A 26,571-nucleotide genomic window follows, 5' to 3' on the forward strand; every position below is an offset into this window, starting at 1 on the left:
TCTGAGGGCAGTCGTGGATCTTGGTACGAGAGCGCCCTCATAGGGGCTGCGACTGCCCTCCTCCCGCCGGTGATCAAGGAGTTTGTGTCCTCAGCAGGGCGATGTCCGCCCGCAAACTCCTTGATTACCGGGCACAGGAGGGAGGGACAGGGAGGGAGAGGCTACAGGCGGCGGCCCTGGGAGGTGCGGGCGGTGATGCCGTCCAGGGGGGTTCCCGGGGTGAGGGTCTTCGGGTCGAACCAGAAGATCACCACCTGGGGGTCTTCGCTCCAGCGGACCAGCTTCGCCTCGACCTGCCGGCCGTCGACAGTCCCGACGATGCGGGCCGCCGGGCCGACGAAGTAGCCGAACGTGGGGATCGTCGTGTCGGTGGGCGCCCGCTGCTGGTCGTACCCGATCTCGTGGAAGCCCGGCCGGCGGTCGCTGCCGGTCACGTCGTTCACCAGGAAGTCGGAGGTCAGGCGGCCGTCCGGCGCGCGCCGCCCGGCGACCAGGCCGATCGTCACGCGCGGCAGCTCCGGCACGTCGACCGGGACCATGAAGAACACGCGCGCGTCGGCGCCGTACCGGATGCCGCTGTCCACGACCGTTCCGAGCGGTTGCGGCGGCGCCTTGGTCGGGGCCGGCGCGGCGGTCGGCGTGGGCGGCGGCGGGCCGGGCGACACGGTGGCGACCGGCTCCCCGGGCGGGAGGTCCGGCGGGCCGGACCGCGTCGCCACGGCGTCGACACCGACCGCCACCGCGACCGTCGCCACCGCCGCCGCGACCCCGGCGCCGATCCGCCGGCGGCGGCGCAGCCGGCGTCCCCGGCGCATGATGTCCGCGATGTCCAGGCCGTCGGCCCGTTCGGTCGCCCGCATCGCGCGGCGCAGCTCGTCCATCTCGGTCACCGGCACGTCTCCTGCGGTCGGGGCGCGGACAGACCGGCGGTACGCAGCTTCTCCAGCGCCCGGGACGAGGTGCTCTTGACGGTGCCGACGGACACGTCGAGTTCGCGGGCCACCTGGGCCTCCGGCAGGTCGAAGTAGTGACGCAGGACGACGACGGCGCGTTCGCGCGCGGTGAGCGTGCCGAGCGCGGTGACCAGCCACCGCCGCGTCGCCACCTCCTCGGCCAGGTCGCCTCCGCGTCGCTCCGGGAGGTCCTCGCTCGGGTACTCGCGGATCGGCCGCCGCCAGGTGTCGACGAGGTGGTTCACCAGCACCGACCGGGCGTAGCCGTACGGATCGCCGTTGCGGATCCGGGACCACGACGCGTACGTGCGCACGAGCGCGGTCTGGGCGGCGTCCTCGGCGTGGTGGTGGTTGCCGGTCATGAGGAAGGCGGCGTGCGTCAGCCGCGCGGAGGACGCCCGCGCGAACTCGACGAACTCCGCGTCACCCCGGGCCATGCCGGTCCTCTGCACCTCTCACCCCGGTAGGGACGTGCGGGACGCGGAAAAGGTTGAGTCCCCGCCGGACCAACTTTCGCGACTGGCCACCCGTCCTCATCCCCGCGCCCCCGACCGGGCGCCGAGGGGAGACGAGATGACCAGGACCGTGGACCGGACGCGCGGCGGCGCGGCGGTGATCGCGCTGACGGTGGCGCTGGCCGGGTGCACACCGGCCGTGGCGGACCAGCCCGCAGTCGCGCCGTCCGGGCCGGCCGGACCGTCGGCCGCCGGGCCGGCCGTGTCGGCGGCAGCGCCCGTCCGGCCCCGGCCGGCGCGGATCGGCTATCCCGCCGAGGGCGGCAACCGGTGGCGGTTCGCCGCCGCCGAGCCGGCCACCACAGGGGGTACGGGTCGGCTGCTGCGCTACCGGGTGGCGGTGGAGCGCGACATCACCGGCCTGCCAGCGGCCGAGTTCGGGGCGCAGGTCACCGGCATCCTCGTCGGACCGGGTGGCTGGACGACCGACGGACGGATCGCCCTGCGCCGCGTCGGCGCCCGTGAGCCCGCCGACTTCACCGTCTACCTCGCCACCCCCGGTACGCGCGACGACCTGTGCGGGGACGGTCTGGACCGGTACACGTCCTGCCGTAACGGGGACCGGGTGGTGGTGAACGTGGCCCGCTGGGTGCTCGGCGCGCCCGCGTACGGGAGCGACCTCGCCGCGTACCGCCGGTACGTGGTCAACCACGAGGTGGGCCACCGTCTCGGTCAGGGGCACGAGCGCTGCCCGGGGCGGGGCCGCCCGGCGCCGGTGATGCAGCAGCAGACGCTCGGCCTGCACGGCTGCACCCCGAACCCGCTGCCGTTCCTGCGTGGCGAGCGGTACGCGGGCCCGTCCGGCGCGTACGACGACCGCCTGCCCCCACCGGAGGGCGGCCGGCCGGGCTGAGTGGGACCGCCGGCGGGTCATGCGCCTCGCGCGGCGGCCGGGCCGGCGCCGGCGGCGATCCCATCCGGCGCTCAGAACAGCGTGGCCGGGCCGACCGGCTCCGGCTCGGGCAGCGGCGCGAGCCCGGGAACGCGCTCGCGGACCTGGTCGTGGAAGCGGCGGGCCAGCTCGGGCGCGTCCGCGTTGTCCGGCGTGTGCACGAACACGGTCGGCGAGCGGCCCTCCCGCAGCCAGCCGGTGACCACGTCCAGCCACGGCTGCCAGCCCTCGACGGTGCTTGCCGGGTCGTCGCGGCCCAGGTAGCGCACGATCGGCCGGTCGGTCAGTGCCCGGGTACGCAGCGGGAGGCGTGGCTTGCGCGTCCACGCCTCCCGCTCGGCGTCGCTGGTCGGCGGCGTGCGGAAGAACGCCGTGGTGTCGAACGGGATCCACTCGGCGCCGGCCCGGTGCAGCGTCGCCTCCAGCGCGCGTACCGCACCGGCCTCGGTGAAGAAGGCGGGGTGGCGGACCTCGACGGCGTACCGGTGACCGCTGGGCAGTGTGCGCAGGAACCGGTCGAGGTCGGGCACGTCACCGGGGCCGAACGAGCCGGGCAGCTGGATCCAGAGCGCGTCGGCCCGGGGCCCGAGCGGCTCCATCGCGTGCAGGAACGCCCGCAGTTCCGCCTCGCCGCCGGTGAGCCGGCGCTCGTGCGTGACCACCTTCGGCAGCTTCGGCAGGAAGCGGAAGCCCGGATCGGTCTGCTCGGCCCAGGACGCCACCGTCTGGCGGGCCGGGGTGGCGTAGAACGTGGTGTTGCCCTCCACGGCGTCGCACCACCCGGCGTACGCGCGCAGCCGCTCGTGCGCGGGCAGCGGATGCGGCAGGAAGCGGCCGGACCAGGACTTGTGCGTCCACATGGCACAGCCCACGTGCAGGCGCATCCCGGTCACCGGTAGGGCCAGCTCGTCGAGCCGCCGCGCAGCGCCGCCTCCCGGTTCCACTTCCGGGTGAGGTACAGCGCGAGGCAGCCGAGCCCGGCGAACACCGGCGCGAGCAGCATGAGCAGCAGGCCGGCGCCGAGCCGGAACCGGTCACTCTGGAGGCCCTTCGCCGACGCCAGCGTGAACGCCTCCACGCCGTCAGCGGTGCAGCTCACGAAGTCGGTGTCCATCCAGGTGATGCCCTCGGTGGCCACCACCGGCGTGAACAGCCGTGGGTCACCGCGGTCGGTCATCACAGACGCTGTCCCCTCGGGCCGGGCCCCGGTCAGCTCCCTGCTGCGCTGCTCGCCGGTGGAGTAGACGCGGCTCTTCGCGGTGCACCGGACGGTGGCGGGATCGACGTCGGCCGGCGTCGCGAGGATGAGGATGTTGCCGGGGCGTACGCCGGTGTCCCGCACCTTGATCTCGGCGCCGGGTGCGAACTCGGCGGCGGCGGAGAAGGTCGACGCGGCCGCGAACGGACCCGTCTGGGTCAGCAGCGCGAGGCCGAGGAACCCGGCCAGCAGGAACCCACCCCCGCCGACGAAGATCCACATCGCGACCACGGCGCGGAAGCGTTGCACGAGCGCGCTCACCGGACGCGGTCCATGTCGAAGGCGCCGTCGGTGACCTGTCCGCGCATGGCGTCGCGGAGGTAGGTCTCGGGATCGGTCCCGGCGTCCCCGCCGCAGGAGGCGAGTGAGAGCGCCGCCACCGGACCGGTCCTTCTCCGTCGCATCCGTCCTCCTCGCGCTCGCGTCGCGGCGGGCCGGGGCCGCCCGGTCGCCGCGACCACGGTAGCCGGGGGCGGCAGGCGCGGCGGATCGGGCCGGGTCAGGGCCGCTCCACCCGTACCGGGTCGCCGCGCACGAGCTCGTCGTGGATCCGCCAGCGGGCGTCGACGCCCGCGCGCCGGGCCGCCTCGTCGTCGGCGGCGATCCGCTGCCGCAGCAGCTCGACCGCGATCCGGCGGTTGAGGTGCAGGTGCCGTTCGGTGTCCACCACCACGGTCCGGCCGGACGGGCGGTGCGTGGCCCGGACGGCGGTGCTCGCCTTGTTGCGGTGCTGGCCGCCGGGCCCGCCGGTGCGGCACGGCACGAACTCCACGTCCGCCTCGTGGAACGGCGTGACCACCACGTCGGTCCGGCAGGTCCGCGCGGTGACGTACCAGTTCTTCCGGCCGTGGCCCGTCCGGTATGGGCTGGGCGCCTGCCAGCAGAGCGTGCCGGTCCACCCGGCCGCGAACGCCTCCGCCCCGGCGCCGCTGATCCGGACCAGCACCGACCGGTACGTGCCGGCCCGGTCGCCGGGTACCGTCTCGACCCGCTCGGTACGCAGGCCCCGCCGGGCCGCCTCGCCCTCCATTCGGGACAGCAGCCGGGTCAGTGCCCAGGCGCACTCGGCGGGTCCGCGCCCGGCGGACAGCAGCAGCTCGGTCACCGGCGGCCCTTCCGGCGCTCGTCGCGGCGGCCTGCGTCCGGCGTCTTGTAGGTGACGAGCGGAACCGTGGTGGTGACCGGCGTGGCGAGGTCGTGCGCCACCAGGTCGCCGATCACCTGCTCGATGCGCTTGTACGCGGTGGGCGCCTCCTCGAACAGCAGCTGCCGGTCGCCGCACACCACTATCGAGCCGACCGGCGTACGCCGCAGCTCCTCGACGGTGTGCTTGGCCCGGCCCCGGCGCAGCGCGTCGGCGCGGGACATCTTGCGCCCGGCGCCGTGCGCCACCGAGTAGCCGGCGTCCGGCCCGGCGTGCGCGGCCACCAGGTAGGAGGGTGTGCCACGGGTGCCGGCGATCAGCACGTCCCGCCCGTCGCCCGGCGCCGCGCCCTTGCGGTGCAGGTAGCGGCCGTCGCGGATCTCGACCAGGTTGTGGCACTGGTCGACGACCGGTTCGGTGGGTTCGGCGCCGAGCGCGTACGCGACCCGCGCGGCCAGCAGCCGCCGGTTGAGCGAGCCCCAGCGCACGGCCGCGTCGTGCCGGGCCAGGTAGGCGTCCGGGTCGGGCGCGGGACCGGCGCCGTGCGTCTCGGTGTGCTCGCGCAGGATCCGCTCGCCCAGCCCGCGCGACCCGGAGTGCACCACGAGCACCAGGTCACCGGCGTCCAGTCCGAGCCGCTCGGCGTGCTCCGCCGCGAGGATCGGCCCGACGCGGGCCAGTTCGACGAAGTGGTTGCCGCGTCCGACGGTGCCGAGGCCGTCGAGGTGCCCGGCCGGCACGTCGCCGTCGAGCACCGACCAGGCCGGGTCGTCGGCGTCCCGGTCCGGGTCGAGCGCCCGGTCCAGGTCGGGGAACCGGGCCGCGAGCCGTTCCGGTACGACCCGGCGCAGCGCGATCGGGAAGACCGCGATGCCGCACCCGATGTCGGAGCCGACGAGGAACGGGTAGAGCACGGTCGAGGACATCGCGGCGCCGATCGGCGCGCCCTTGCCGGGGTGCAGATCGGGCATCGCGGCGACGTGCGCCATGCCGTCCAGGGCGGCGACCTGGCGGCACTGGTCGAGCGCGGCGGACTCGATCCAGCTGCCGGGGGAGGAGAAGACGGAGACGGTGGCGGGCACGACGGCCCGCCCGGAGGGGTACGCGGACACAGACGCTCGATTCTGCGGAAAGAGAAGCGGGAACGGCAGGCGGCGAGGAGGGGCCTGCGGGCTGGGTGCGATCCGTCAGAACGTCATGCCGATCACCTTCTCGGACGCGGCGCTGGCCGGCAACCGACTTTCGACCCGCCGAGCGCCCGCGTCGACATCACCTCACCCGATCCATAGACTCCGGTCGTTCTGGTACCACGAGTCCAGGGAGGACCACCGTGTCGAGCGAAACCCGAACGCACGCCGCCTTACCCCTGCTGGCCCGCCTCGCCGGGGTGAGCGTGGCCGCCGCGACGATCGTCGCCGCCGCAGGTGTCGCCGCGACCGCGGCGCCTCCTGCCGACCCCGCGCCCACGAAGGGGCCGTGCGCGTACACGCCGACGCCGGACGAGCCGGCCGCCCGGCCGGTGCCGCTGCCGCCGGACCCGCGCCGCACGCCGGACCGGGGCACCGTGCGGGTCACGCTGCGCACCAACCAGGGGCCGATCGGGTTGACGCTGGACCGCGAGCAGGCGCCGTGTACGGTGCAGAGCTTCCTGCACCTGGTCCGCAAGCGCTTCTACGACCGGACGCCCTGCCACCGGCTCACCGCGTACCCGACGCTCACGGTCCTCCAGTGCGGCGACCCGTCCGGCACCGGCGAGGGCGGCCCGGGCTACCGCTACCGCGACGAGCTGCCCACCGACCTGCCGCCCGCGCCGACCGACCCGACCGGTGTACGCCGCCTGTACGCGCGCGGCACCCTGGCCATGGCCAACGCCGGCCCGGACACCAACGGCAGCCAGTTCTTCCTGGTCCAGGCCGACTCGGCGCTGCGCCCCAACTACACGGTGTTCGGTCAGGTCGACGCGGCCGGGCTGGCCACGCTGGACCGGATCTCGGCCGGCGGCATCGCGCCCACCCCGGAGGATCCGGCGCCGGTCGACGGCGCCCCGGCGGTGCCGGTGGAGATCTGCCGCGCCAAGCAGGGCCGCTGACGTAACGGCCCGGCGGGACGGCTGCCGAGGCCGCCCGCCGGGCCCGCGACGGCGTCGGTAGCCTGCGGCGATGACGCATGAGCGGGAGATCACCGAGCCGGTCGACCTGTGCCGGCCGGACGGGCGGCTGAACCCGGACGCGGTCGGCTGGAGCCGCCGGCCGCTGCACCGGGCGAACCTGCGCGGCTGGGGCCGGGCCAAGCGGTGGGAGCACTGGGGTGTGGTCACGCCGACGCACATCCTCGGCCTTGTCGCGTCGTCGCTCGACTACGCCGGGGTGCAGAGCCTCTACCTGCTCGACCGGCGCACCGGCCGGGAGACCACGGCGGAGGCGGTGGTGCCGTTCGCCCGGGGCACTGTGCTGCCGCCGGTCAGCGGCGCCGGCCCGGTCCGGGCCCGGGGCGGGAACCTGACCATCGCAGTCGAGCAGGGCCCGGACGGCAGTACGCTGCGCGCCAGCGCGCCCGGCGTCGAGGTGGACCTGACCGTGCCGCTGCCGCCGGGGCACGAGTCGCTCGGCGTGGTGGTGCCGTGGAGCACGCGACGGTTCCAGTACACGGTCAAGGACATCGGCCGGCCGGTGCACGGCACGATCACCGTGGACGGCACGGCGTACCCGGTGGGGGAGGGGTCGTACGCGGCGCTCGACCACGGCCGGGGCAAGTGGCGGTACGCGGTGCGGTGGAACTGGGCGGCCGGCAGCGGGCCGGGCCGGTCGATCCAGCTCGGCGGCAAGTGGACCGACGGCACCGGCTCGACCGAGAACGCGGTCTTCGTCGACGGGCGGCTACACAAGATCGGTGCGGATCTGATCTGGGAGTACGACCGCGCCGACTGGCTGCGGCCGTGGCGGATCACCGGTGACCGGGTGGACGTCACGTTCCACCCGTTCCACGAGCGGGTGGCGCGGACCAACCTGCTCGTGCTGGCCGGGGAGACGCACCAGTGCTTCGGGACCTTCACCGGCTGGGCGGCCACAGACGACGGCGGGCGCGTGGACCTGGACGGCCTGGTCGGCTGGGCCGAGGAGGCCCGCAACCGCTGGTGAGGCCGGTCCCCGCCGGGCCGGGCCGTACGCACGGCGTGGGGCGGCCCCGTCCGGGACCGCCCCACGCGCGACTTCGGGATCAGGCGACCGAGGCCGGGAACCTCTCCCAGACCCGGTGCGCCGCCATCAGCCGCTGCACCTCGGCGAGCACCTCGGCGCCGGAACCACCGGTGACCACGCCAGGCGTGCCGGTGACGCCGGCCTGGTTCAGCACCTCGGCACCGGCGCCCCAGGCGCCGATCACCTTGGCGTGCCGCCACGCCTCCTCGACCAGCAGGAGCACCCGCGGGTCGACGGTCGCCCCGCCCGGTGCGCCGGCCTTGGCGTCGCGGGCCGGCAGCGCGTCCGGCGCCGGAGCCGGAGCGCCGGCCAGCAGCACCGCGTCGAACTCGACCGAACGGCCGGTGGCGAACGTGCGCTGCACCGGCAGCCCGTCGACGGTGCCGCCGTGCGCGGCGATCAGCAACGGCACCATGCCGGCGGCGGCCACCGCCCGGCGTACCTCGTGCACGTCGTCCAGGCCGGCCTGGGCGTCGACCACGATGCCGACCATCCGGCCGTCGGCCGGCCACTGGCGGCCCACCTGGGACAGCGCCGGGCTGGGCTGCACCTCCGCCAGCGGCACTGTGGGCTGCGGCACGGGCAGGCCCAGACCGATCGCCACCTGCTCGCACAGCACCGGGTCCACGTTCGCCAGGCACTGGAGCTGCCGCTCCTTGATCGCCTGGTGGTAGCACTTGCCCAGCTCGAACGTGTACGCCCGGATGATGTGCTCCTTCTCCACCGGCGACATGCTCTGCCAGAACAGGCGTACCTGGCTGTAGTGGTCGTCGAAGGAGGCCGGCGCGGCCCGCACCTTCGGCGCCTCGGCCACCGTCACCGGGGTGTCCACGAACGCGTGCTCCCGGTCGCCGGCCGGGAACGGGTTGCCGCCGTCGAGCGAGTTCGGCCGGTACGGCGCCACCCCGGCGTGCACCGCGTGCTGGTGGAAGCCGTCACGCAGCATGTCGTTGACGTCGGCGTGCGGCCGGTTGATCGGGATCTGGGTGAAGTTCGGCCCGCCCAGGCGGGTGAGCTGCGTGTCCACGTACGAGAAGAGACGGCCCTGCAGCAGCGGGTCGTTCGTCACGTCGATGCCCGGCGGCAGGTGCCCGACGTGGAACGCCACCTGCTCGGTCTCGGCGAAGAAGTTCCGCGGCGTCTTGTTCAGCGTGAGCTTGCCGATCGGCTGCACCGGCGCCAGCTCCTCCGGCACGATCTTCGTCGGGTCGAGCAGGTCGATCCCGGCGAACGTCTCCTCCGGCGTGTCCGGGAAGACCTGGATGCCCAGCTCCCACTCCGGGTACGCGCCGGCCTCGATCGCGTCGTACAGGTCGCGGCGGTGGTAGTCGGGGTCGATCCCGCCGATCAGCTGTGCCTCCTCCCAGGTCAGGGAGTGCACGCCCAGCTTCGGCTTCCAGTGGAACTTGACCAGCACCGTCGCCCCGGCCTCGTCGACCATCCGGAACGTGTGCACGCCGAAGCCCTCCATGGTCCGGTACGACCGCGGGATGCCCCGGTCGGACATGTTCCAGATGGTGTGGTGCTGCGCCTCGGTGTGCAGCGAGACGAAGTCCCAGAACGTGTCGTGCGCGCTCTGCGCCTGCGGGATCTCCCGGTCCGGGTGCGGCTTGCCCGCGTGGATGACGTCCGGGAACTTGATCGCGTCCTGGATGAAGAACACCGGGATGTTGTTGGCGACCAGGTCGAACGTGCCCTCGTCGGTGTAGAACTTGGTGGCGAAGCCGCGGGTGTCGCGGACCGTGTCGGCCGAGCCGCGCGAGCCCAGCACGGTGGAGAAGCGGACGAAGACCGGCGTCTCGCGCCCCTTCTTCAGGAAGCCGGCCTGGGTCACCTCCTCGGCGGTGCCGTACGCGACGAACGTGCCGTGCGCACCAGCGCCGCGGGCGTGCACCACCCGCTCCGGGATCCGCTCGTGGTCGAAGTGGGTGATCTTCTCCCGCAGGTGGTGGTCCTGGAGCAGGACCGGGCCGCGCGGACCGGCCTTGAGCGAGTGGTCGGTGTCGCGCAGCCGGGCGCCGTTGGCGGTGGTGAGGTACGCACCCTGCTGCCCCTTGGCGATCTTCGGCACGCCGGTCTCGGCGCCGGTCGGGGTCCGGGTGTCCGGCGCGCCCTGCTCGGCCTTGGGCGGCAGCGGGCCGTGCGGCGTGGTCGGCTCCTCCAGCGGTGGCGGCGCGCTTCCGGGAGCGCCCGGCACGTCCGGAGTCAGCGCGTCGCCGACCTTCTCGACGGCGGCTTCGACGACACCCTTGACGATCTGGGCGGGCTTGCTGGATTCCATCAGGACCTGTCCTCCTACAGCTAAATGTCCAGGCCCTTTCGGCCCTACCCCAGCTCAGGGCGGGCAAACCGGAACAATCGCGGTATCGCCGGTCAGGACCGGCGCGGCACGGACACGGCGGTGAGCAGCAGCCCGCCGGCGACCAGCCAGCGGCCGTCCAGGACGTCGAGCGGCGGGCCGCCGTCGGCGCGGGCGCCGTCGACCAGGATCCGGGCGGTGAACCGGCCGTCCCGGTCGAAGGTCAGCTCCGCCTCCTCGAACCCGAGCCAGCGCCCGGTCAGCGGGTACCACGCCTTGTAGACCGACTCCTTGGCGCTGAACAGCAGCCGGTCCCAGTGCGTCCCCGGGTCGGCGTCGCGCAGCGCGGCCAGCCGCTCCGGCTCGCCCGCCACGGTGACCACCCCGGCCACCCCGTCGGGCAGCGGCTCGTGCGGCTCGGCGTCGATGCCCAGCCCGGCCAGCGCCCCGGCCGGGGCCACCGCCGCCGCCCGGTAGCCGGTGCAGTGCGTGATGCTGCCCACCACGCCGGCCGGCCAGACCGGTTCCCGCCGGGGACCGGGACGGATCGGCGCCGGGGCGTAGCCGAGGCGGGCCAGTGCCTCCCGCGCGCAGCGGCGGGCCGTCACGAACTCCTGGCGGCGCGCGGCCACCGCGCGGGCCACCAGGTCCTCCTCGCCCGGGTACGGCGCCTCGTCCGGCACGTCGGCGAACGCCTCGACGGCCAGCGCCCCGGCCGGCAGCAGTGCCGCGATCATCCGAGGATCCGCTTCATCGGCGCCGGCTCGCCGCCCCGGCGCCGCCACTCGCGCGGGTAGCCCAGCGACACCTCCTCGAACCGCACCCCGTCGTAGTGCGTGGTGCGCGGGATGTGCAGGTGGCCGTAGACCGCGACGGCGGCGCGGTGGCGCACGTGCCAGTCGGCCGTCCGGTCGGTGCCGCACCACTGGGCGAACTCCGGGAACCAGAGCACGTCGGTGGGCTGCCGCACCAGCGGCCAGTGGGTGACCAGCACTGTCGGCAGCGCCGGGTCGGTGGCCTCCAGCCGCCGCCGGGTCACCTCCAGCCGCGCCGCGCACCAGGACTCCCGGTCCGGGTACGGGTCGGGGTGCAACATCATCTCGTCGGTGCACACCACGCCGGCGTCGTACGCCGCGCGCAGCGACTCCTCCTTCGTGGTGGTGCCGGGGGCGCGGAACGAGTAGTCGTAGAGCAGGAACAGCGGCGCCACCGTGACCGGCCCGCCCGCGCCGCGCCACACCGGGTAGTCGTCCTCCGGGGTCAGCACGTCCAGCTCGCGGCACATCGCGACGAGGGCGTCGTAGCGGGCCACCCCACGCAGCGTCACCGGGTCGTTCGGGCTGGTCCACAGCTCGTGGTTGCCCGGCGCCCACACCACCCGCGCGAACCGGTCGCGCAGCAGTCGCAGCGTCCGCTCGATGTCGGCGAAGACCTCGCCGACGTCACCGGCCACGATCAGCCAGTCGTCCGCCGTCTCCGGCCGCAGGCCGTCCACCACCGCGCGGTTCTCCGCGTACGACACGTGGAGGTCACTGACCGCGTACAGCGCACCCGTCACCCGGCCGATCCTGCCAGCGGCGGTCGCGGATGGCCAGGCGCGAACCGGCGGGTCCGGTCAGCCGGCCCGCGCGGTCACCTCGTCGAGCGCACGCAGCACCTCCCGGGTGACGGCCGGCTCGGCGGCGGAGTGCCCGGCCTCCGGCACGATTCGCAGCGTCGCCTCCGGCCACCGGCGGGCCAGGTCGTACGCGGACACCGGCGGGCAGCACAGGTCGTACCGGCCGTTGACGATCACGGCGGGCAGGTGCCGGATCCGGTCCACGCCGTCGAGCAACTGACCCTCGGCCAGGAAACCGCCGTGCACCGCGTAGTGCGACAGGATCCGGGCCACCGGCAGCGCGTGGTCGTCGGTGGTGAAGTGGGCGAGCAGCTCCGGGTCGGGCCGCAGCGACGAGTTGACCGCCTCCCACCGCCCCCAGGCCCGCGCGTACTCCCGGGCCCGCGCCTGGTCCGGGCCGTGCAACCGCCTGTGGTACGCGGCCAGCACGTCGTCGCGCTCGTCCGGCGGGATCGGCGCCACGAACCGCTCCCACTCCTCGGGCTGGAGGTGGCGCAGCCCGCCCTGGTAGAACCAGTCCCGCTCGCTGCGCCGCAGCAGCAGCACACCGCGCAGGACCAGCCCGGTCACCCGCTCCGGGTGCGCCTGCGCGTACGCCAGGCCGAGCGTGGTGCCCCACGAGCCGCCGAACACCAGCCACGAGTCGATGCCCAGCCGCTGCCGGATCGTCTCCAGGTCGGCCACCAGATGCCAGGTGGTGTTGGCGCGCACCTCGCCGTGCGGGGTGCTGCGGCCGGCGCCGCGCTGGTCGAACAGCACGGCCCGGTGGCGCGCGGGGTCGAAGAACCGCCGTGCCGCCGGCACCAGGCCGCCGCCGGGCCCGCCGTGCAGGAACACCACTGGTACGCCGTCCGGCCGGCCGACCTCCTCCACGTACAGGACGTGGCCGTCACCGACCGGGAGCAGATGGGTGGCGTACGGCTCGACGGGCGGGTGCAGACCGGTCATGCCCGGTCATTGTGCCCGCCGCGGGCCCGCCGGGTGGCCCGGTCAGCAGGCGACGTTGCCGCCGAGGTTGTCCAGCAGCGCGTCGGCGACCCAGCCGGAGACACCGGTGGTGACGTCCCGCAGGTAGGTCCACGTGTAGGTGGTGTGGCCGTTCGCGCTGACCCGGTCGCCGCTGGCGAAGCAGTGGAAGTCGACAGTGTGGCTGAGCTGCCCGTAACCGAGGGAGGCGCACGTGGTGTGCGGGCCGGTGCGGATGTTGACGTTCGTGGCGTTGAACAGCTGGCCGAACTTGCTGTCCACGTTGGAGTGCGAGTGGCTGCACCCGGCGCTCGCCGGTGCGGCCGTGCCGGCCACCACGGCGCCCGCCGAAGCGACGGTCAGGACGACGGCGGCACCGATGGAGGAGATCTTCCGCATACCCGTCAACCCCCGAATAAAGATCGAGATGCACCAGCAGATCGATCCAAATATTTGCATAGAGCAAGGTCGATGAGCAAGATGCGGTGCCGCCGGCCCGGCCCGGACCGGCGGCGCCGACGTCTCAGGCGGTGGCCGGTACGCCGTTGTCCGTACCCGTCGTCTCCGCCTCGGGCACACCGCGCGGGGCCGGCGTGCGGACCGCGAACGCGTCGAAGCTCGGCCCGTCCAGCCGCTCGACGAACGGCTCCACGACCGGCGGCTCCGACCGGTCCGGCTCGATCGCGTCCGGCTCGGTCCGCCCGTCCACCGCCCGGGGCGTCACCTCGGCCGGCACGGTGATCGGCGGGCGCGCCGCCACCTGCGGGTACTCGGCGGTCTCCCCGCCGCCCGCGGCGGCCGCCATGACCGCCGCCGCGGCCAGGTCGGCGACCCGCTTGGCCTCCCGCTGCACCCGGGCCCGGGTCTCCTTGGCGTGCTGCTCGGCCAGGTCCGCCGAACGCCGCGCCTCGTCCAGCCGCTTCGTCTCCGCGGCCAGCTCCCGGCGTACGCCGACCAGCCGCTCCTCCACCTCCGCGCCGGTCCGCTCGATGGTGGCGATCTCCTGGCGGGTGTCCTCCAGCTGCCGGGAGACGCTCTCCAGCTCCGCCTTCAGCCCGGTCAGCGTCTCCTGCCGCTGCTGGATCTCCCGCTGCACGCCGGCGAGCTGCTCCTGGTGCGCCGCCGTCTCCTCGTCGGCCCGATCCCGGACCTCGGTGGCGTACTGCTGCGCCTCGGCGACCAGCGCGGCGATGTCCTTCTCCGCCGCGGCGGCCCGGTCGGCCAGCTCCTGCTCGGCGGCGGCCCGCCGCTCGTCCAGCTCCTTGGCCATCGTGGCCTGCCACTGGGCCAGCTCCTGCTGGGCCTTGCTGCGGTTGGCCTGGACCTCCTGCTGGATCTGCGTCCGCGCGGCCTTCACCAGCGCCTCGGACGCCGAGCGCGCCTGCTCGACCTGCTGCGCGCTCTGCTCGCTGATCCGCTTCGCCTCCTGCTGGGCCCGGTCGTGCACGGCCTGGCCCTCGACGCGCAGCTTCTCCGCCAGCTCCCGCACCGCGGTCAGCTCCGCCTGCGCGGCGACCCGCCGCTCCTCGTCCACCCGCTCCTGCTCGGCCCGGCGGGCGGACAGCTCCTCGTCCAGCTCACGCCGCTCCCGCGCGGCCTGCTCCTGCGCGGCGGCGAGCAGCTTCTCCGCCTGCCCCTGGACGTCCTCCGCGCGCCGGGTGGCCACGTCGGTGATCTGGCCGGCCTGCTTCTCGGCCAGGTCCAGGATCTGGTCCACCATCGGGCCGAGGTCGCGGAAGGACGCCCGGTCCACCGCCGACGGACGGTCCCGCAGCTCCACCGCCTCGGCCTGCGCCCGCTGCACCTGCGCGGTCAGGTCGCGCACCTGCGCGTACGCCCGGTCCCGCGCGGCGGTCAGCGCGCTCACCTCGGCGTCGACCTGCTCGACGTACCGGTCCACCTGACGTTTGTCGTAGCCGCGCAACGCGGGATCGAACCGGGGCCGCCCGGACAGGTCGTCGTGGGGTGCGAACGGCTCGGCACCGTTGGACATTCGCCATCCTCCGTCGGTTCGCCAGCGCCAGGCCGGCGGATGACCGCCCCGCAGGGCACGATGAGGCGCTACGGTACCGCGTCCGCGCGCGAGGCTCGCCCCGCCCCGCCCCCCTGCCCGCCGACCGGCGGCACGGTCAGACCGGGAAGTGCGGGTTCCCCGCCGTCAGGCGGATGGTGAAGCCGGCCGCGTCCCTGTGGTACGTCACGTGGTCGCAACTCTGGTGGCTGATCCAGAGGCCCAGACCGCCGTCGGAACCGTCGCCCGCCGGCAGCAGCCCGGCGAACGGATCCTTCGGGCCGGTACCCCGATCGTGGACGGTCACCACGATCCGGTCCGGCGCGCGCCACAACCGCAGGCACACCGGCGGCTCGCCGTGGCGCAGCGCGTTGCTCACCACCTCGCTGACCGCGATGACCAGGCCGTCCAGGCCGTCGGGCGGCAACAGGCCACCGTCGGCGGCGCGTACCTCGGCCCGCGCGCGGGCCGGCGTCGGGTCGACCAGCTCGACCAGCGGCGCGGTCCGCTGCACCGGGTCGGCCGGCGCCGGACGGAACTCGGTCAGGTAACTCGTCGGGTCGGTGTAGAGACCGGCCGTCTCGTGCCCGCCGTCCGGCCGCGCCACCAGCGGATGGGTACGCGCCACGTCGGCGAGCACGTGTGCGGGCGTGCCCCGGCGGTCGTAGGCGCAGATGCCCCAGAGCGGGAAGTCGTCGTAGGCGTGATTGATCGCCGACTCGTAGCGCGCCCACCAGTCCCAGGTCGCGCCGAGCAGCACCGGCGGCAGCTCGCCGACCATCCGGATCTGCGCCGCCCCCGCCGCCACGTACGACGCGAGCAGCTCCCGGTAGGAACGCAGCGCGACGCTCGGCCGGGCGTAGACGTCACCGACCGGCAGGAACGTGACCTCGGCGCCGGTGGGCAGCGCCCGGCGCACCAGCTCGGCGTTGCGCTCGTCCAGGTTCACCGCCGTCGGCTCGCCGGCCGCGATCCCGTCCAGCAGGAACGGCAGCGCCACCGCCAGCAGCTCCTCGTCGGAGTCGTAGACGAACGCCTCGTGGAAGTAGCCCACGTGGCCGGAGGCCGCGCCGCTCCTCATCGGACGACCTCCACCCGTACCTCGGACAGACCGAGCAGGTCGACCAGCCGGGCCGGGGCGCGGCTCGGCGTACGCAGCACCGCGACGGCGTCGTGCCGGCGGGCGTGGTCGCGCAGGTGCAGCAGGCTGCGGTGGTCGACGAAACGCAGCTCGGCGGCGTCGAACACGACCCGGCCCGCCACCGGCCGCGGGTCGGCCCGCTCCAGCGCGGCGGCGAAGTCCCGGTGGTTGGACGGGTCCAGCTCGCCGGCCAGCGCCACCACCGAGTCGCCGTCGCCGGCGTGCAGCCGGAACAGCACGTCCGCGTTCGTCACCGAGTGCAGGCAGGCCAGCTCGGCGATCGCCGCGTCGTCCAGCTGCCGGCGGTCGTAGGCACAGACCGCCGACATCGGCCGGTGCCGCATCCAGTGGTCGATCCGGTGCTCGTAGCGGGCGAACGCGTCCCGCTGGGCGGGGCTGCGGACCAGGCTCGTCGCCTCCGCCAGCACCCGCAGGCCGGTGTGCCCTGCGGTCAGCGCCTCGGTGGTGGCCCGCACGTACGCCTTGACCTGCCGGTCGGGGTCGACGATCTCGTCGTGCCGGTACGCCTCGCCGACGGGAACCAGCCGGAGCGCGTCCCGCCGGCGCGCGGCGTCGAGCCCGGGAACCGAGGCCAGCCAGCCGGTGACAGTGGCGCGATCCTCCGGACAGACCACCCAGACCTGCTCACCGGCGGCGAGACCGGCGGTGACCTGCTCGACCGCGAGTGCGCGCAGCACGGCCGGGTCGTCGTAGGCGAGGCAGCCGTGGGTGTAACCCGGGTACGTCACGCTCCCGCTGGTCACCGACTACGCCTCATGGGTCCAGTCTATGCCGGGCCCACCTGGAGATCGCGCCAGGCCGTGGCCTCGAGCGGCGGGTCACCCAGCTCGAACTCGGCCCAGTTGTTCCAGTACGCGATCGCGTCCACGTCGTTCTGCTGCCGCAGCCAGGTGACGTGCTCGCGGATCGTCCGCGCCCGGCCCGCGCCGGTGGTGTCCGTGGCGATGCGGCTCAGGCCGTACTCGGGCACCAGCAGCCGGATCCCCGGGTACGCGGCGCGCACCTTGCCGAAGGCCACGCCGAACATCCGGGAGGCGGGCCAGTACGCGGCGGTGTCCCGGGAGTAGCAGTCCACGCCGTAGTGGGTCATGCCCGGGTAGCCCCAGTCGGCCGGGTTGCCGCGCCCCTCGTCGAGCCAGTAGCGGGTCACGATCGGGCCGTGCCCGAGCACCCACTGCCGGTTGCGGTGCGCGGCCAGGATCTGGGTCACCCGGCTCGCCGTCGCCCGGTACGTGGCGGGGGTCACGTCGCCCATCGGTTCGTGGTACCAGGTCAGGTAGATCGGGCGGTTCACGCCGTCGAGCCAGCCGGCCAGCTGCTCGACGTCGTCCTTCCAGCTGACGTGCATGACGGCGGAGGGCGCGTCGGCGAACTTGCCCGTGTTCAGCGCGGGCAGTTCCGGCAGCGCGTCCGCGTCCGGGCCGTCCGTGCCGAAGTCGCGCATGTAGCGGATGCCCGGATAGTCGGCCACCGCCCGCTGGGTCCGGGCGCCCTTCTCGGTGCTCATCCCGACCAGCAGCGGCACGGTCAGCGTGGTGGTGCCCGTGCCGGTGCGGCCGGCGCCGTCACGCGCCGTCGCGGTCAGCGTCACCGTGCCCCGGCCGGCCAGCACGGAGACTGTGAAGCGGCCCGGTTCGGCGCCGCTCGGTGTGACTGTCACCCCCGGCGAGGCACCGGCGAGCTGGATGGTCAGCGGAACGCTCAGGTCCACCCGGACCGGGCTGTCCCAGGTGACGCCGGTGGGGTCGCTGACCCGGCCGGCGAGCGTCAGCAGGCGCGAGTCGGGGTGGTAGGCGTCGACCCGGACGGTGGTCGACTGCCCGGGCAGCAGGACGGTCTGGTCGGCGGTGACGGAACGGACGACGGGTGCGGCCATGAGGCTCTCCTTCGACGTGCTTCGCTGCCGCTCCGGCCGCACGTCTTCGGGTGGCCAGAAGGGCTCTGACCTGCGCTTTTGCCAGCTTGCGTCGGTTCGGCCCCGATCGTCAGGGCGGCCGCAGATGGCGCGAAACCCGGTCGCCGCCGCGCTGTCCCGCCCGCATCCTGGTCCGATGCCGATCATCGTGCGGGACCTGCGCGTGCCGGACTGGCCGCAGCTGTGGCCGATGCTGCGGGACATGGGCGTGGGCGACGAGCCGCCGGAGGTCCACCGGCTGCGGTTCGCCGCGCTGCTGGCCGACCCCCGCTGGGCGCTGCTCGGCGCCGTCGACGCTGGCGGGCCGGTCGGGTACGCCGCCGCCCAGGACCACGGCCCGCACCTGCGTTCCGGTGACGCGCACCGGACCGTACGCCTGCACGACCTGTACGTCCGGGCGGACCGCCGCCGCGACGGGGTGGGCAGGTCGTTGTTCGACGCGGTCCGCCGGTGGGCCGCCGGGCGGGCGCGGTACCTGGAGTGGCAGGCCCACCACGAGCGGGCGGCGCCGTTCTACGAGCGGCTCGGCCACCGAGGCGACAGGTGCCCGCAGCCGGACTACCCGACGTTCCTCCTCGATCTGACCGGAACCGACCCCACCTTCCCCTGACGCAACCGCCTCACCTGCGCTGCCCCCGCCCAAGATCAACACCAGTTCGGGGAGGTGGCTCCATCAATGGTGGTCTGATGCCGCCATTTCCCCGAGCTGGTGTCGATCTTGGATCGGGATGCCACCATTTCCCCGAGCTGGCGTTGATCATGGAGCGGGATGGCACCACGTCGGGGAACTGGTGTGGATCACGGGTGTAGAAGGGGAATCAGGGCAGGGGGTGGGAGATGTCGCGGGCGTGGTCGGCCACCGCCGCGCCGACCACCGTCGCGGTCAGCGGCAGCACCTCCAGGCAGCGGCGCACCGCTGCGCCCATCAGCGGGTTCGGCACCCGCATCGACAGCGTGCAGTGCGGCACCCAGCGGCCCGGGCGGTAGTGCTCCACCACCTCGACGCCGGCCCGCGCCAGCCGCTCGTGCACCGCCGCGTGGTGCGCCAGCAGCTCGGGCGTCGGCGCCGGCCCGAGCCAGAGCACCCGCCCGACGAACTGCCCGGCGTGCTGGAACTCCAGCCGCAGCGGCGCGGCCACCACCGTTCCGGCGAGCGCCTCGGCGACGCGGTGCGGGTCCAGGCGGGGCGCGACCGCCAGCGAGACGTGCGGGCGGTGCCGCTGCGCCAGCAGGGACCGCATGCTCGGCACCCCGTCGGACTCCAGCAGGTCCCACAGCACCCGGATCCGCCGGGTGGCGTCGGTGTCCAGATACAGCTCCAGCGCCGCGACCACGCGATCACCCTAGAGGCGGGGCCCGCGCCGAGGTTTGCCGGGCACGCTGGGCGGTACTGCCCGAAGGGACGGCAGGAGTCGGCAGGGAGTGAGGGACACGTGGACGCGACGGACGTGCTGACCGAGGCGTACGGGCGGTTGCCCGATCTGGTCGCCGGGGCGCTCGACGGGCTCGACGCGGCCCAGCTGCGGCGGGCGCCGGCCGACGGGGCGAACCCGGTCGGCTGGCTGGTCTGGCACCTGACCCGGATCCAGGACGACCACGTGGCCGACGTGATGGGGGAGCCGCAGATGTGGGCCACCGGCGACTGGGCGGCGCGCTGCGGCCTGCCGCCGGACCCAGCCGACACCGGCTTCGGGCACGGCCCGGAGCAGATCGCCGCGGTACGCCCCGAGAACGGCGGCGTGCTGCTCGACTACCACCGGGCGGTGGTGGACCGGAGCCTCGCGTACCTGCGCGGCCTGCGCCCGGCCGACCTCGACCGGGTGGTGGACGAGAACTGGGATCCGCCGGTGACGCTCGGGGTGCGGCTGGTGAGCGTGCTCGACGACGACCTCCAGCATGTCGGTCAGGCCGCGTACGTGCGGGGACTCATCCTGCGCTGAGCGTCGCGCCGGCCCGGCGCAGCGCGGCGAGCCCGAGCAGGTGGCACGCCTGCGCCTCGGGCGAGGTGCCGGGGCCTTCGAAGTCCGGCGCCCCGCTGACCCCTGTCACCCGGCCGTACGCGTCGACCCGCCGGGCGGCGGCCGCGAGCAGGCCCGCCCCCACCTCGAACCACGACCGGGACAGCCACCCGTCGGCCACCCCGGTGAGGGCCGCGTACCCGAGCAACTGGGCGGTGTTGGCCTCCCGGAACGCGCCCGGCTCGTCCAGCACGTCCGGGAACAGCCCGTCCGCGCCCCGGTACGCGAGGCAGGCGGTCAGCACCTCCTCGGCGTGCCCGGCCAGCTCGGCCCGGAGGCCGTCCGGCCGGTCCGGCGCGAGCCGCAGCGCGCGGGCGATCCCGGCGACCACCCAGCCGTTGCCGGTGCCCCACGGCCCGGGCCGGTCCAGCTCGCAGCGGTCCTCGTCCCAGCGGGCGGCGTACAGGCCGGTGCGTGTGTCGTACAGCCGTCGCCGGTGCCCCGCGACCTGCGCCGCGGCCGCCCCGGTCCGGCCGGTCAGCGCCAGCAGCGGCACCACCATGTAGATCGTGTCCGCCCACACCTGGCGGCCGTCGAGCAGGTGGAACAGCGTGCCGTCGGCGGCCCTCGGCGCCCGGCGGGCCAGCCAGTCGAGCTGGGCGTCCAGCGCCTCGGCGTACCGCCGGTCGCCGGTGCGGCGGGCGGCGTGCCGGACCACCTCGCCGCACGCGGCGCCGTTCACCGCGCCCACCGAACCGGCCGGTTCACCGAGCCGGCCGTCCGGCCGCTGCCGGGTCACCACGGCGTCGGCGACCAGTACCGCTGCCTCGTCCAGGCCCAGGTCGAGCAGCGCCTGGCCGAGGATGCCCTGTTCCCAGGACTCGCGCTGCATGGTCAGCAGCGCGAGCAGCACCCGGTCGGCGGTGGCGTCCCCGGTCGTCGGCATGGCCGCAGGGATACCCGCCGCGCCGCCGTGCCTCACCCGGTCCGGGTGAGTTCGCCTCACCCGCGATGCGGGGACGCTGCGGGACGAGCGGCGCCGGCCGCGACCACCGACGAGGAGGGCCCGATGAGCGTCTCGGCCGTGGAACACCTGACCCGGGGAACCGCCGGCCGGCACCCGGAGCTGCCCGAGACCACCTCCGGCACCATCCGCCTGGACCTGCGCGACGACGGCCGCACCGAGCACTGGTACCTGACCATCGACCGGCAGGACGTCCGGGTGGACCGCCTGGCCGAGGAGGCGGACCTGGTGGTCGGCGCGGACCGCGAGGTGTTCGACCGGATCGCGGCGGGACGCCTGCACCCGGCCGCCGCGCTGCTGCGCAACGACCTCGCCGCGCGGGGCGAACTCAAGCTGCTGATGACGCTGCGCCGGCTCTTCCCCGGCCCGCCGGACGCCCGAGACCCCCGGGACGTGGCCGGCGCCCGGGTGGCGGCCCGATGAGGCAGGAGCTGGTCCATGTCCTCGCCGGTAACGCGTTCGCCGTGAGCGACGCGCAGGGGGACATGGAACGCGACCCGTCCGCGCCGATCGGCCTGTTCTCGTTCGACACCCGGTTCCTGTCCCACTGGGTGCTCACGATCGACGGCGAGCGGTTGCACGCGCTGTCCCGCGACGACCTGACCTACTTCGAGACCCGATTCGTGCTGGTGCCGGGCGCGGCCAGCCACTACGTGGACGCCGACGTCTCGGTGATCCGGCACCGCTCGATCGACGAGGCGTACCACGAGAGCCTCACGGTGCTGAACCACTCGGCCGAGCCCGCCGAGTACACGGTGCGGATGGAGATGGCCGGCGACTTCGCCGACACCTCCGAGATCCTGCGTCCCGGCCCGCGCCGGCCGACCGTCATCCCCGAACCGGAGCAGCGGCGGCTGCGGATCCGGTACGAGCGTGGGCGGTTCACCCGGGAGACGTGCGTCTCCAGCACCGTCCCGGGGGAGGTGGACACGCGCGGGATGACCTTCCGGATTCGCGTCGAGCCGCAGGGCAAGTGGCAGGTCGACCTGCACGTCGGCATGGTCATCCAGGGCGCCGGCGGGCGGGACCTGCGGGCCGGCATCGAGTCGCACCGGCAGCACGTCCGTCAGGACATGCGCGACGACCTCGAACGGTGGTACGACCGGGCGCCGCACCTGGTCGCCGAACGGCCCGGGCTGGCCGCCGTGTACCGGCAGGCCCTGACCGACCTGGCCGCGCTGCGGTACATGCCGCTGGCCTACAGCGAGCGGGTGCCGGTCGGCGGGATGCCCTGGGCGATGGCGCTGTACGGGCGGGACGCGCTGATCACCTGCCTCCAGACGCTGCCGTTCACGCCCGAGCTGACCCCGGGAACGCTGCACATGCTGGCGATGGTGCAGGGCGGCCGGCTAGACGACCGGCACGAGGAGGAACCCGGCAAGATCGTCGCCGAGCTGCGGTACGGCGAGGCGGCCGCGTTCGACGAGCAGCCCACCGCGCTCTACTACGGCGCCGCCGACACCACCCCGCTGTTCGTGATCCTGCTCGACGAGTACGAGCGCTGGACCGGTGACGCCGACCTGGTCCACGAGCTGCGGCACCCGGCGCGGATGGCGCTGGACTGGCTGACCCGCTACGGCGACCAGTGCGGCGACGGTTACCTGCGCTACCAGCCGCGCAACACCGACACCGGGGTCGCCAACCAGACCTGGCGCAATTCGCCGGCGGCGATCGTCGACCGGCACGGCGTGGAGCCGCCGTACCCGCGCGCGACGTGCGAGCTTCAGGGGTACGCGTACGACGCGCGGATCCGGGGCGCCCGCCTGGCCCGGGAGTTCTGGGGCGACCCGGCCTACGCCGAACGCCTGGAGGCCGACGCGGCGCGGTTGCGGGAGCGGTTCGATCGCGACTTCTGGCTGCCGCAGCGCGGCTACTACGCGCTGGCGCTCACCCCGGACGGTGAGCCGGTCGACGCGCTCACCTCGCACCTGGGGCACCTGCTGTGGAGCGGCATCGTGGCGCCGGAACGGGCCGACGCGCTGGCCGGGCACCTGTGCGGACCGGACCTGTTCTCCGGCTGGGGCGTGCGCACCTACGCGCAGGGGCAGCGGCCGTACAACCCGGTCGGCGCGCACCTCGGCGCGGTGTGGCCGTGGGACAACGCGATCGTCGCGGCGGGGCTGCGGCGGTACGGCTACGACGAGGCGGCGGCCGACATCGTCGCCGGAGTGTTCGCGATGGCGGAGACGCTCGGCGGATCGGTCCCGGAGACGATCGCCGGCTACCCCCGTGCGGTGACCAAGTACCCGGTCCAGTTGCCGGAGGCCGGACGACCGCAGTCGTGGGCGTCGGGCGGGTTGCTGATGCTGTTGTCGACCATGCTGGGGCTGCGTCCGTGCGGAGAGAACCTGCTGGTGAACCCGGCCGTCCCGACCGGGTACGGGCGGATCGAGCTGCTCGACGTGCCGGGCCGGTGGGGGCGGGCCGACTCGTACGGCCGGGAACGCGGCGCGGGCCGCCGGGTCCGCGCGGGCGAGCCGGCCCGGCGCGCCGCCTGATCCGCCGGGCCGCTCAGGCCGAGCTGGTGGTCTCCCGCTGGACCACCGGCGGCTCGTCCGGCCCGGCCGTGGCCGGCGGCCCCACCGCGCCGGGCGTGGCCGGTGGGGTCGCCGGTTCGGCGCGCCCGGCCCGGGCGAGCAGCCGGTCCACGCCCACGAACAGCAGGCCCAGCAGCCAGAACACCGTGGCGAACCCGACCGCGCTGACCGCCAACCCGTCGTAGCCGAGCTCGCCCGCGTCGATGAACGGGTACGGGTACCTGTCCACGATCAGGCCGCGTACCAGCGCGAACCCGAGGTATCCGAGCGGGAACACCAGCCACCAGGCGGCGTACCGGGGGCGCAGCCGGCCGCGCCTGTCGAACAGCGCCCAGTCGGCGACCGCCAGCAGCGGCACCACGGTGTGCAGGAACTGGTTGCCCCACCACTCACCCGGTTGCCGGTCCGGCTGGGCCATCGCGAACGGGCTGGCCGGGTTGGCCAGCACCAGGTGGTAGACGGTGCCGGTGATGGTGATGTAGAGGGTCACCGCTCCCTTGAGGGCACTCGGCGGCTCGGGCCGGTCGCGCAGCGCGCACCAGGCGGCGTACCCGGCGAGGACGCCGACCGCCACGTTGCTCTGGATGGTGAAGTACGGCAGCAGGCCGGTCACCGTGGCCGGGCCGAGCGCGGTGAGGACGATGCCGGCCAGCACGGCGAGCACCACCGCCACACGGAGGAGGATCGCCGATCGGCGACGCCGGGGGGTCACGCGGGCAAGTTACCAGCCGGTCGTCAACCGGCCCGCCGCCCGGGCGGGGTGCCCGACGGCGGCCCGGCGTGCTCCGGCGCCGGGACGTCCACGCCCGGCGGTCCGCCGGACGGGTGGACCGGGTGCGCGGTCCGGCCGCCGCCTGGTCCGCCGTCGGCCCGGCCCGGCGGATCGTCGTCGCCCAGCAGCCCGGCGCAGTAGTCGGGCACCCGGTCGTGGCCCCCGGCGGCGGTGACGAGGTCGCTGAAGGCGGGTGTGGCGAGGGCGCGTCCCCGGTCCGGTTCGGCGAGCGCCCGGTACGCGACGCACAGTCCCGGCGGTGCGGACGGCTGCGGTGTCCCGGGGCCCGGCGAGCCGGTCGGCCGGGCGGGTCGGGTCTCCGGCGCGGGCGGCGCGGTGCCGATCGGCGGCGGCGCCGGTCGTGCGGCGCGCGGCAGGTTCCCGGTCGCGGCGAGCGCGACACCACCGGTGAGGGACGCGGCGAGCCCGGCCACCGCCATCCGGACACCGAAGCGGACACGGCGGCGACGGGGCATCCGCCGGGCCGACCGGTACCCGGCGACCGCTGCCGCCTCGCCGTCGAGTTCGCCCGCGCCCGGTGCGGCCCGGACCGCGGCCAGCACGGCGAGCAGTGCCGGCGGAGCGGGCGGCGCGTCGCCGGAGCGGCCGGCGAGCAGCCGCTCGACGGTTTCCTGGTCCAGGCCGGATGCGTCCATCTCGTGACCCTCAGCGCCGCAAACCGGCCGGGCGTCACACTCGGGCGGCGCGAAACCACGGTGAGGCCGGTCACCCGGTGCCGGTCCGGACCCGGAGGGCATCTCCGGTTGCCGATGTCCGGCGGTCGCGGTGAACTGAATTACATGGGTGTCATCAAGGTGGGCACGTCGTCCTGGGCCGACCAGATGCTGGTCCGCTCCGGCTGGTATCCGCGCGGGGTCAACACGCCCGCCGGCCGGCTCGGCTGGTACGCGGAGCGGTTCGGACTGGTCGAGGTGGACACGTCGTACTACGCCGTGCCGGCGCCGGAGACCACGGCGGGCTGGGCGGCCGCGACGCCGGACGGATTCACCTTCGACGTCAAGGCGTTCCGCCTGTTCACCGGCCACCACACACCGATCGACGCGTTGCCGAAGGACCTGCGTCCGGCCGGCGGCCCGAGCCGGATCCGCTGGCGCGACCTGCCCGCCGGGGCGTACGACGAGGTGTGGGACCGGTTCCACGCGGCGCTGGCGCCGCTCGCGGCGGCCGACCGGCTCGGCGCCGTGCTGTTGCAGTTCCCGCCGTGGCTGGCGCGTGGCGAGGCGGCTCGGCGGCGGATCCTCGACGCGGCCCGGCGCTGCCGTCCCTGGCCGGTCACCGTCGAGCTGCGGCACTCGTCCTGGTTCGACGGGGACGCGATGGCCGAGACCGTGACGTTCCTGCGCGAGCACGACCTCGGGTACGCCTGCGTGGACATGCCGCAGGGGCACGCCTCCTCGGTGCCGCCGGTCCTGGTCGCCACCACCGACCTGGCCGTGATCCGGTTCCACGGGCACAGCACGGCCTGGGAGAGCGGCGACAAGCAGGAACGGTTCCGCTACGCCTACGGCGAGCACGAGCTGCGGCACTGGTCGGTGCTGCTGCGCGAACTGGCCGACCAGTGCGCCGAACTGCACGTGCTGATGAACAACTGCTGTGGCGACCAGGCCCAGCGCGACGCCGCCCGCCTCGCCGACCTGCTCGACGTCGCCCCCGCTGCCGCGCGCGCCTGACGTTTCCGCCGCCACCGTCCGGGTACCGCCGGGGTCATGGACGACAGCGAAGGGGGATCGGTGGAGCAGCGGCGCAACGACGAGCGGGACCCGCGGGCGACCCGGGAGGCCGAGGAGGCACACGGCGGCAGCATGGCGCCGGGCCTGGTCGACGACACCGGGCATCCGGTGACCGAGTCGCCGGTGCCGGACAACGAGCCGTCCGCGCTCGGCGACCCGGGTGAGGACGGCACCGGGTCCTGACGGCTCAGGGACGCGTCTCCGGACGCATCCCGGTCGCCTCCTCCAGCGCGTTGTCGCCGAGGTCGCCGTCCGCCCTGTCGTCCGGGAACGTCCGCCCGGACGGGGCGGGATCCGGCGGTGCGCCCGGCCCGGCCTCGGCCGTCCGGGTCGGCTCGACGGATCCGAACCCGTGCCGGCCCGCCTTCGGCCCGCCCGGCCCGGCGCCGGCCGCCCGGCGCTCACCGCGCCGCCCCTGCGGTACGGCGGTCTCCTCGCTGCCCTCGTCCATCGGGTCGCTGTCACCGGCGCCCCACGGCGGGTCGGCGTCGAAGCCGTCGGTGGTCCCCCACGGCGCCGCCGACTCCGGCCCGCGCCCGTCACCGGTACCCGGCCGGTCCCTGCTGGTCATGGTCACCTCACCTCGCCTGCTGTGCCCG

The 26,571-nt window shown here is 74.7% G+C and carries 30 protein-coding genes; 9 read left to right on the plus strand and 21 right to left on the minus strand.

Annotated features, from left to right (window positions below):
* Positions 1-161 precede the first annotated feature (161 nt).
* Together O7611_RS07575 and O7611_RS07580 are read right to left on the minus strand one after the other, a co-directional pair.
* Positions 162-881 carry a hypothetical protein gene (locus tag O7611_RS07575; RefSeq protein ID WP_228532108.1) on the minus strand — a complete coding sequence of 240 codons (720 nt, stop codon included), beginning with the start codon at positions 879-881 and terminating at the stop codon, positions 162-164.
* Positions 882-886: 5 nt separating this feature from the next.
* Positions 887-1,405 (minus strand): SigE family RNA polymerase sigma factor, encoded by a 519-nt coding sequence (locus O7611_RS07580; protein WP_269696473.1) that lies wholly within the window; start codon positions 1,403-1,405, stop codon positions 887-889.
* Positions 1,406-1,526: 121 nt separating this feature from the next.
* Between O7611_RS07580 and O7611_RS07585 the strand changes: the two genes are divergently transcribed.
* On the plus strand, positions 1,527-2,321 hold the full coding sequence (locus O7611_RS07585; protein ID WP_194800845.1) for a DUF3152 domain-containing protein: 795 nt from the start codon (positions 1,527-1,529) through the stop codon (positions 2,319-2,321).
* A 71-nt stretch (positions 2,322-2,392) separates the two neighbouring features.
* Here O7611_RS07585 and O7611_RS07590 read toward each other — a convergent pair whose 3' ends face one another.
* The 5 genes from O7611_RS07590 to O7611_RS07610 form a co-directional block, all read right to left on the minus strand.
* A complete protein-coding gene (locus O7611_RS07590) occupies positions 2,393-3,220 on the minus strand; it encodes a DUF72 domain-containing protein (RefSeq protein ID WP_228532109.1) in 828 nt (275 codons plus the stop codon).
* A 29-nt stretch (positions 3,221-3,249) separates the two neighbouring features.
* Positions 3,250-3,879 (minus strand): hypothetical protein, encoded by a 630-nt coding sequence (locus tag O7611_RS07595; protein WP_194801056.1) that lies wholly within the window; start codon positions 3,877-3,879, stop codon positions 3,250-3,252.
* Positions 3,876-4,022, minus strand: a complete 147-nt coding sequence (locus tag O7611_RS07600; protein WP_194800846.1) for a hypothetical protein — start codon at positions 4,020-4,022, stop codon at positions 3,876-3,878. The genes O7611_RS07595 and O7611_RS07600 overlap by 4 nt, the downstream gene beginning before the upstream one ends.
* 95 nt (positions 4,023-4,117) lie before the next feature.
* The gene (gene prfH, locus O7611_RS07605; RefSeq protein WP_194800847.1) at positions 4,118-4,723 is read right to left on the minus strand and encodes a peptide chain release factor H; all 606 of its coding nucleotides are present in this window, start codon (positions 4,721-4,723) and stop codon (positions 4,118-4,120) included.
* Positions 4,720-5,874: an RNA ligase RtcB family protein gene (locus O7611_RS07610; protein WP_194800848.1), complete on the minus strand. Its 1,155-nt coding sequence runs from the start codon at positions 5,872-5,874 to the stop codon at positions 4,720-4,722. Before O7611_RS07610 ends, prfH begins: the two co-directional genes overlap by 4 nt.
* A 218-nt stretch (positions 5,875-6,092) precedes the next feature.
* Here O7611_RS07610 and O7611_RS07615 point away from each other — a divergent pair, with 218 nt between their 5' ends.
* A complete protein-coding gene (locus O7611_RS07615) occupies positions 6,093-6,851 on the plus strand; it encodes a peptidylprolyl isomerase (protein ID WP_194800849.1) in 759 nt (252 codons plus the stop codon).
* 70 nt (positions 6,852-6,921) lie between these two features.
* The gene (locus tag O7611_RS07620) at positions 6,922-7,899 is read left to right on the plus strand and encodes a DUF2804 domain-containing protein (protein WP_194800850.1); all 978 of its coding nucleotides are present in this window, start codon (positions 6,922-6,924) and stop codon (positions 7,897-7,899) included.
* A 79-nt stretch (positions 7,900-7,978) separates the two neighbouring features.
* On the opposite strand, the gene O7611_RS07625 is transcribed toward O7611_RS07620, so the two are convergent.
* The 9 genes from O7611_RS07625 to O7611_RS07665 form a co-directional block, all read right to left on the minus strand.
* Complete coding sequence (locus O7611_RS07625; RefSeq protein ID WP_269696474.1) at positions 7,979-10,240, minus strand: catalase; 2,262 nt, start codon at positions 10,238-10,240, stop codon at positions 7,979-7,981.
* A gap of 92 nt (positions 10,241-10,332) precedes the next feature.
* Positions 10,333-10,995, minus strand: coding sequence for a 4'-phosphopantetheinyl transferase family protein (locus O7611_RS07630; protein ID WP_194800852.1), 663 nt, complete (start codon positions 10,993-10,995; stop codon positions 10,333-10,335).
* Positions 10,992-11,816 carry a metallophosphoesterase family protein gene (locus O7611_RS07635; protein ID WP_194800853.1) on the minus strand — a complete coding sequence of 275 codons (825 nt, stop codon included), beginning with the start codon at positions 11,814-11,816 and terminating at the stop codon, positions 10,992-10,994. The genes O7611_RS07630 and O7611_RS07635 overlap by 4 nt, the downstream gene beginning before the upstream one ends.
* 57 nt (positions 11,817-11,873) lie before the next feature.
* Positions 11,874-12,824 (minus strand): prolyl aminopeptidase, encoded by a 951-nt coding sequence (gene pip, locus O7611_RS07640; RefSeq protein WP_269696475.1) that lies wholly within the window; start codon positions 12,822-12,824, stop codon positions 11,874-11,876.
* A 42-nt stretch (positions 12,825-12,866) separates the two neighbouring features.
* A complete protein-coding gene (locus O7611_RS07645) occupies positions 12,867-13,241 on the minus strand; it encodes a hypothetical protein (protein WP_194800855.1) in 375 nt (124 codons plus the stop codon).
* A gap of 124 nt (positions 13,242-13,365) precedes the next feature.
* Positions 13,366-14,835 carry a hypothetical protein gene (locus tag O7611_RS07650; RefSeq protein WP_269696476.1) on the minus strand — a complete coding sequence of 490 codons (1,470 nt, stop codon included), beginning with the start codon at positions 14,833-14,835 and terminating at the stop codon, positions 13,366-13,368.
* A gap of 136 nt (positions 14,836-14,971) precedes the next feature.
* Positions 14,972-15,934: an anti-sigma factor RsbA family regulatory protein gene (locus O7611_RS07655; protein WP_194800857.1), complete on the minus strand. Its 963-nt coding sequence runs from the start codon at positions 15,932-15,934 to the stop codon at positions 14,972-14,974.
* Entirely contained in the window at positions 15,931-16,758 is an 828-nt protein-coding gene (locus O7611_RS07660) for an MEDS domain-containing protein (protein ID WP_194800858.1), read from the minus strand. Before O7611_RS07660 ends, O7611_RS07655 begins: the two co-directional genes overlap by 4 nt.
* A 23-nt stretch (positions 16,759-16,781) precedes the next feature.
* Positions 16,782-17,891, minus strand: a complete 1,110-nt coding sequence (locus O7611_RS07665) for a hypothetical protein (RefSeq protein ID WP_269696477.1) — start codon at positions 17,889-17,891, stop codon at positions 16,782-16,784.
* Between the two features lie 175 nt (positions 17,892-18,066).
* Here O7611_RS07665 and O7611_RS07670 point away from each other — a divergent pair, with 175 nt between their 5' ends.
* Positions 18,067-18,540, plus strand: coding sequence for a GNAT family N-acetyltransferase (locus tag O7611_RS07670; RefSeq protein ID WP_269696478.1), 474 nt, complete (start codon positions 18,067-18,069; stop codon positions 18,538-18,540).
* Between the two features lie 208 nt (positions 18,541-18,748).
* Here the strand turns inward: O7611_RS07670 and O7611_RS07675 are convergent, their stop codons facing one another.
* The gene (locus O7611_RS07675; protein WP_145752617.1) at positions 18,749-19,264 is read right to left on the minus strand and encodes a 2'-5' RNA ligase family protein; all 516 of its coding nucleotides are present in this window, start codon (positions 19,262-19,264) and stop codon (positions 18,749-18,751) included.
* 99 nt (positions 19,265-19,363) lie between these two features.
* On the opposite strand from O7611_RS07675, the gene O7611_RS07680 reads away from it, so the two are divergent.
* Positions 19,364-19,870, plus strand: coding sequence for a mycothiol transferase (locus O7611_RS07680; protein WP_269696479.1), 507 nt, complete (start codon positions 19,364-19,366; stop codon positions 19,868-19,870).
* On the opposite strand, the gene O7611_RS07685 is transcribed toward O7611_RS07680, so the two are convergent.
* The gene (locus tag O7611_RS07685) at positions 19,857-20,834 is read right to left on the minus strand and encodes a glycoside hydrolase family 88 protein (protein ID WP_269696480.1); all 978 of its coding nucleotides are present in this window, start codon (positions 20,832-20,834) and stop codon (positions 19,857-19,859) included. The two genes, O7611_RS07680 and O7611_RS07685, sit on opposite strands and share 14 nt — an antisense overlap.
* A gap of 123 nt (positions 20,835-20,957) precedes the next feature.
* Between O7611_RS07685 and O7611_RS07690 the strand changes: the two genes are divergently transcribed.
* Both O7611_RS07690 and O7611_RS07695 read left to right on the plus strand, forming a co-directional pair.
* Positions 20,958-21,335, plus strand: coding sequence for an SCP2 sterol-binding domain-containing protein (locus O7611_RS07690; protein WP_194800863.1), 378 nt, complete (start codon positions 20,958-20,960; stop codon positions 21,333-21,335).
* A complete protein-coding gene (locus O7611_RS07695; protein ID WP_194800864.1) occupies positions 21,332-23,410 on the plus strand; it encodes an amylo-alpha-1,6-glucosidase in 2,079 nt (692 codons plus the stop codon). Before O7611_RS07690 ends, O7611_RS07695 begins: the two co-directional genes overlap by 4 nt.
* A gap of 13 nt (positions 23,411-23,423) precedes the next feature.
* On the opposite strand, the gene O7611_RS07700 is transcribed toward O7611_RS07695, so the two are convergent.
* Together O7611_RS07700 and O7611_RS07705 are read right to left on the minus strand one after the other, a co-directional pair.
* A complete protein-coding gene (locus tag O7611_RS07700) occupies positions 23,424-24,161 on the minus strand; it encodes a Pr6Pr family membrane protein (RefSeq protein ID WP_269696481.1) in 738 nt (245 codons plus the stop codon).
* A gap of 23 nt (positions 24,162-24,184) precedes the next feature.
* Complete coding sequence (locus O7611_RS07705; RefSeq protein WP_269696482.1) at positions 24,185-24,877, minus strand: hypothetical protein; 693 nt, start codon at positions 24,875-24,877, stop codon at positions 24,185-24,187.
* Between the two features lie 144 nt (positions 24,878-25,021).
* Here O7611_RS07705 and O7611_RS07710 point away from each other — a divergent pair, with 144 nt between their 5' ends.
* On the plus strand, positions 25,022-25,912 hold the full coding sequence (locus O7611_RS07710; RefSeq protein WP_269696483.1) for a DUF72 domain-containing protein: 891 nt from the start codon (positions 25,022-25,024) through the stop codon (positions 25,910-25,912).
* A gap of 36 nt (positions 25,913-25,948) precedes the next feature.
* Positions 25,949-26,155: a GTPase activator gene (locus tag O7611_RS07715; protein ID WP_194800867.1), complete on the plus strand. Its 207-nt coding sequence runs from the start codon at positions 25,949-25,951 to the stop codon at positions 26,153-26,155.
* Positions 26,156-26,159: 4 nt separating this feature from the next.
* On the opposite strand, the gene O7611_RS07720 is transcribed toward O7611_RS07715, so the two are convergent.
* On the minus strand, positions 26,160-26,543 hold the full coding sequence (locus O7611_RS07720) for a hypothetical protein (protein WP_194800868.1): 384 nt from the start codon (positions 26,541-26,543) through the stop codon (positions 26,160-26,162).
* Positions 26,544-26,571 lie beyond the last annotated feature (28 nt).

The sequence above is a fragment of the Micromonospora sp. WMMC273 genome (genome assembly GCF_027460285.1).
GTDB lineage: Bacteria > Actinomycetota > Actinomycetes > Mycobacteriales > Micromonosporaceae > Micromonospora > Micromonospora aurantiaca.